Annotated in this window: 5 protein-coding genes; 3 read left to right on the forward strand and 2 right to left on the reverse strand. The window is 68.0% G+C overall.

Going from position 1 to position 4,928, the window contains the following annotated elements:
• Positions 1-166: 166 nt before the first annotated feature.
• Both ACFWW9_RS45795 and ACFWW9_RS45800 read right to left on the reverse strand, forming a co-directional pair.
• The gene (locus ACFWW9_RS45795; RefSeq protein WP_390389902.1) at positions 167-385 is read right to left on the reverse strand and encodes an acyl-CoA carboxylase subunit epsilon; all 219 of its coding nucleotides are present in this window, start codon (positions 383-385) and stop codon (positions 167-169) included.
• Positions 382-2,013: an acyl-CoA carboxylase subunit beta gene (locus ACFWW9_RS45800; protein ID WP_390389904.1), complete on the reverse strand. Its 1,632-nt coding sequence runs from the start codon at positions 2,011-2,013 to the stop codon at positions 382-384. Before ACFWW9_RS45800 ends, ACFWW9_RS45795 begins: the two co-directional genes overlap by 4 nt.
• 158 nt (positions 2,014-2,171) lie before the next feature.
• On the opposite strand from ACFWW9_RS45800, the gene ACFWW9_RS45805 reads away from it, so the two are divergent.
• The 3 genes from ACFWW9_RS45805 (at position 2,172) to ACFWW9_RS45815 (ending at position 4,508) form a co-directional block, all read left to right on the forward strand.
• The gene (locus ACFWW9_RS45805) at positions 2,172-2,975 is read left to right on the forward strand and encodes a biotin--[acetyl-CoA-carboxylase] ligase (RefSeq protein ID WP_390389906.1); all 804 of its coding nucleotides are present in this window, start codon (positions 2,172-2,174) and stop codon (positions 2,973-2,975) included.
• 86 nt (positions 2,976-3,061) lie between these two features.
• Entirely contained in the window at positions 3,062-3,592 is a 531-nt protein-coding gene (locus ACFWW9_RS45810) for a PH domain-containing protein (protein ID WP_390389909.1), read from the forward strand.
• Complete coding sequence (locus ACFWW9_RS45815) at positions 3,579-4,508, forward strand: hydroxymethylglutaryl-CoA lyase (RefSeq protein ID WP_390389912.1); 930 nt, start codon at positions 3,579-3,581, stop codon at positions 4,506-4,508. Before ACFWW9_RS45810 ends, ACFWW9_RS45815 begins: the two co-directional genes overlap by 14 nt.
• Positions 4,509-4,928 lie beyond the last annotated feature (420 nt).

The raw sequence follows: 4,928 nt of genomic DNA on the forward strand, positions 1-4,928 counted from the left end.
CAGGGCTTTGGGGCACTGCCTTTTGGCCCGATCAAGGGGCAAATCTAGGGGCCCCAAATCAAATCGGACACAGCGGGCTGGGAATCGAAGCCGCCGACCGGCCAGGCTGGAAGCCGAGGCCACCAAACCGGCCAGGCTGGAAGCCGGAGCCGCTGAGTGAGCGGGCCTACTGCGGCAAGCCGGATGCCCGCCAAGCCCCCGGCCCAGGCCGAAGCACCCCGCGAACCCGCCGAGTCGGATCACCCCAAGCGGACCGCCGCTCCACGGCCTTCTCCGCCACAGGGTCGGACCCCAAGCCGGCCACCACCGCTACCACCGCAGCCAGTTCCGCATCGTCCGGCTGGCCCCGGACGATCCTCAGGAACGGTCGCCTCTCCTCGCTCACAGCGGGATGTTCCCGTGCTTCTTGGGCGGCATCGTTTCCCTCTTGTCCCGCAGCATGGTCAACGCTCGTGCCACGTATGCCCGCGTGTACGACGGTGGGATCACCGAGTCGACGTAGCCGCGTTCGGCTGCCACGTACGGGTTGCACAGGGTGTCTTCGTACTCGGCCTGCAGGCGCGCCCGGAGGGCGTCCACGTCCTCGCCTGCCGAGACCGCGTTGGCCAGGGTCTTCCGGTGGACGATGTTCGCCGCGCCGGAGGCGCCCATGACCGCGATCTGGGCTGTTGGCCACGCCAGGTTGATGTCCGCGCCGAGGTGCTTGGAGCCCATGACGTCGTAGGCGCCGCCATAAGCCTTCCGCGTGATCACGGTGACGAGTGGGACCGTGGCTTCCGCGTAGGCGTAGATGAGTTTCGCGCCTCGGCGGATGATGCCGTTCCACTCCTGGTCCGTTCCCGGCAGGAAGCCAGGGACGTCCACGAACGTCAGAACCGGCACGTTGAAGGCGTCGCAGGTGCGGACGAACCTGGCTGCCTTCTCGCTGGCGTCGATGTCGAGGCAGCCCGCGTACTGGGTGGGCTGATTGGCGACGATGCCTACCGCGTGGCCGTCCACGCGGCCGAAGCCGACCAGGATGTTCGGGGCGAACAGCGGCTGGACCTCGAGGAACTCGCCGTCGTCCAAGACCCGCGTGAGGACCTCGTGCATGTCGTACGGCTGGTTCGCCGAGTCGGGAATCAGGGTGTCCAACTCGCGGTCCGAGTCGGTGATCGAGTCCTCCAAAGCGCCGGTGACGACGTCTTGGGGCGCGTCGAACACCGGGGGCTCGGACAGGTTGTTCGACGGCAGGTACGACAGGAGTTCCTTGACGTACGCGATGGCGTCGTCCTCGTCGGACCCGAGGTAGTGCGCGTTGCCGGACTTGGTGTTGTGCGTCCTGCCGCCGCCCAGTTCCTCGAAGCCGACGTCCTCGCCCGTGACGGTCTTGATCACGTCCGGGCCGGTGATGAACATGTGCGACGTCTGGTCGACCATGACGACGAAGTCCGTCAAAGCGGGCGAGTAGACGTGGCCGCCCGCGTTCGCGCCCATGATCAAGGAGATCTGCGGGATCACGCCCGACGCCTGGACGTTGCGGCGGAAGATCTCGCCGTAGAGGCCGAGCGAGACGACGCCCTCCTGGATCCGGGCACCGCCGCCCTCGTTGATCCCGATGAGCGGTCGTCCGGTCTTCAGCGCCAGGTCCATGACCTTGACGATCTTCTCGCCGTACACCTCGCCGAGCGAGCCGCCGAAGATCGTCACGTCCTGGCTGAACACGCACACGGGCCGACCGTCGACCGTGCCGTACCCGGTCACCACGCCGTCGCCGTACGGCCGGTTCTTCTCCAGCCCGAAGTTCGTGGACCGGTGCCGCGCCAGCTCGTCCAACTCGATGAACGACCCCGCGTCGAGCAGCGCGTCGATGCGCTCGCGGGCGGTCTTCTTGCCCTTCGCGTGCTGCTTCTCGATCGCCCGCTCGGAGCCCGCGTGCACCGCCGCCTCGTTGCGCCGGTAGAGGTCGGCCAGCTTCCCGGCCGTGGTGTGGACGTCGGCCTCGTCGCCGACCGGTTCCGTGGCACTGCTCATGGTCCAGCAGCCTAACCACAGCCGGACCGACTTGTACTGATCAGTAGCTCACCTCACTTGACCTCCACCGAACTGGAGATCGTTGACTTGTCCCGTCCGCCCCGCCGCTCGTCCCGCTCCGACCGGCGGCGGGGCGGACGCCTTCCTACGATGACCCCGTGAGCACGCCACTCGACGTCGACGCCCTGCGATCCCGCCTGGTCGGGCCCTACGCCGCGATCGACTTCACCCCCAGCACCCGGTCCACGAACGCCGACCTCGTGCGGGCCGCCGCCGACGGCGCGCCGGACCGGACCGTCCTGATCGCCGACGAGCAGACGGCGGGCCAGGGCAGGCGCGGCCGGACCTGGGTGTCCCCGCCCGGCAGCGGCCTCTACGTCAGCGTCCTGTTCCGCCCGACGGGCGTCGACCCGGCCCGCCTGCCGTGGCTCACGCTGATCGCGGGCCTGTCGCTGGTGCGCGTGGCGGACGCGCTGGGCGTCCAAGCGACCCTGAAGTGGCCCAACGACCTCCTCCTCGGCCCTGACCGCCGCAAGGGCGCGGGCGTGCTGGCGGAAACGAGCGGCGGCGCGGTCGTCGTCGGCATCGGCCTCAACATCGCCCCGCTGCCCACCGACGTCGTTCCCGGCCCCGGCGGCCTCACCCCGACCTCCCTCGCCGACGAGGGCGCGACCGACCTCGACCGCACCACCATCGCCGAGCGCCTGCTCACCGCGTTGTCCGAGCTGGAGTCCGACTGGCGCAGCGTCTCCGGCGACGCCCGCGACTCCGGCCTCCTCGACGACTACCGCGAGCACTGCTCCACCCTCGGCCAGCGGGTCCGCGTCGAGCTGACCGGCGGTGCCGAACTGCTCGGCACCGGCCACGACATCGCGCTCGACGGCACGCTGGTGGTCCGCGCGGACAACGGCGTGGACCACTCGGTTTCCGCGGGTGATGTCGTTCACCTCCGCCCGGTATAACGAACACGTCGTAGGTCCCGACCGCCCCGCTCGTCCGGCGGTACCGTGGCTCGTCCGTTCAGTGCCGCCCCACCCGGAGGACCGCCGTGGCGTACCCCGACGACCTGCTCAGCCCCAGCGAGCACGTCGTGATCCACAATCACCCGCACTGGAAGATGCTGCTGCTCCCGGTGTTCTTCCTGCTCGCGGTGGTGGCGGCGTTCGCCTTCACCGCGTCGCTGGTCGCCGAGCAGTCGTGGTCGACGATCGCGCAGATCGCACTAGGCGTGGTCGGGGTGGTCCTGATCGGCTGGCTGACCCTCGCCCCGCTGATCCGCTGGCGCACCACGCACTTCATCGTCACGAGCGACCGCGTCATGGCGCGTGAAGGCGTCCTCAAGCGCACCGGCCTGGACATCCCGCTGTCCCGCATCAACAGCGTCAGGTTCGAGCACAGCCTCCTAGACCGCGTCCTCGGCTGCGGCACCCTGATCATCGAGTCGGCCTCCGACGAGCCCCTCGAGTTCGACGACATCCCCAACGTCGAACGCGTCCACTCGCTGCTCTACCGCGAGATCAACGACAACCCCGACGACGACTACCGCCCCGGAAACGCGGTGGCCGATGGGCGCGCGTGACGTCAACCTCCCAGACGTGGTCCCAGGCCAAGGCCTGCCGGAAAGGATCACCATCTGGGAGGTGGGCGCCCGCGACGGCCTCCAGAACGAGTCCGAAATCGTCCCGGTGGACATCAAGCTCGAATTCTTGGACCGCATGGCCGACGCAGGCTCCACGGTCTTGGAAGCAACCAGCTTCGTCCACCCCAAGTGGGTACCGCAGCTGGCAGACGCCGAAGACCTCCTGGCAGCCCTGAAGCAACGCCCCGGCGTCCGCTACCCAGTCCTGGTCCCCAACGAACGCGGCCTCGACAGGGCACTAGCAGCAGGCGTCAAAGACATCGCGATCTTCGCCAGCGCCACCGAAACCTTCGCGAACCGCAACCTCAACCGCACCCTGGACGAACAATTCACCATGTTCGACCCAGTGGTGACACGAGCCCGAGCCGAAGGCCTGGACGTACGCGGCTACGTCTCCATGTGCTTCGGCGACCCCTGGGAAGGCCCAGTAGCACGAGAACAGGTAGCAAGCGTAGGAAAACGCCTCCTGGACATGGGCTGCTCACAACTCTCCCTGGGCGACACCATCGGCGTAGCCACCCCAGGCCAGGTAAAAGCACTACTGGCAACCTTCGACGAAGTCGCACCACTAGCAGTGCACTTCCACGACACCTACGGCCAGGCCTTGGCCAACACCTACGCGGCCCTGGAATGCGGAGTCACGACGGTAGACGCCTCCGCAGGCGGCCTAGGCGGTTGCCCCTACGCAGAATCCGCAACAGGAAACTTGGCGACTGAAGACCTGGTGTGGATGCTGGACGGCCTAGGAATCCACCACGGCATAAACCTGGACAAGCTAGCCGACACCAGCAAGTGGATGGCAGAACACCTAGGCCGCCCCAGCCCCTCCGCAGTAGTCCGAGCCCTAAGGGGCTAGACCGCAGTCCGAGCCCTAAGGGGGCTAGACCCGCAGCCTCAGCCCCACCCGGCGGCCACGACCACAGCCACAGCCCCACCTGGTGGCCACGACGGCAGCCGTGGCCACCGCCCCCGGCCTCAACCAGGCCCCGTGGCCAACCCGACCCAAATCTAAATCGCACCGATCGGAACTGGACTAAATATCTTCCGGCCCCCGGCTGACACTGGCACCGTCCGGTACTGGACTTAAAATCTTCCGGCCCCCGGCCGGCACTCGCACCGATCGGAACTGCGCTGTCTTCTTCCGGCCCCCGGCCGGCGCTCGCACCGCGCCCCAACCGCAACGTGCCGGCAGGTTCTTTTAACCCCCAACCCTGGCGGCCCCCGGTTGTTTTTGCGCCCCCACCCTCTTTCGTCTTGTCAAGGCGTCTTTCCAGCC

Source organism: Umezawaea sp. NPDC059074 (assembly GCF_042738955.1).
In the GTDB taxonomy this organism is placed as follows: Bacteria; Actinomycetota; Actinomycetes; order Mycobacteriales; family Pseudonocardiaceae; genus Umezawaea.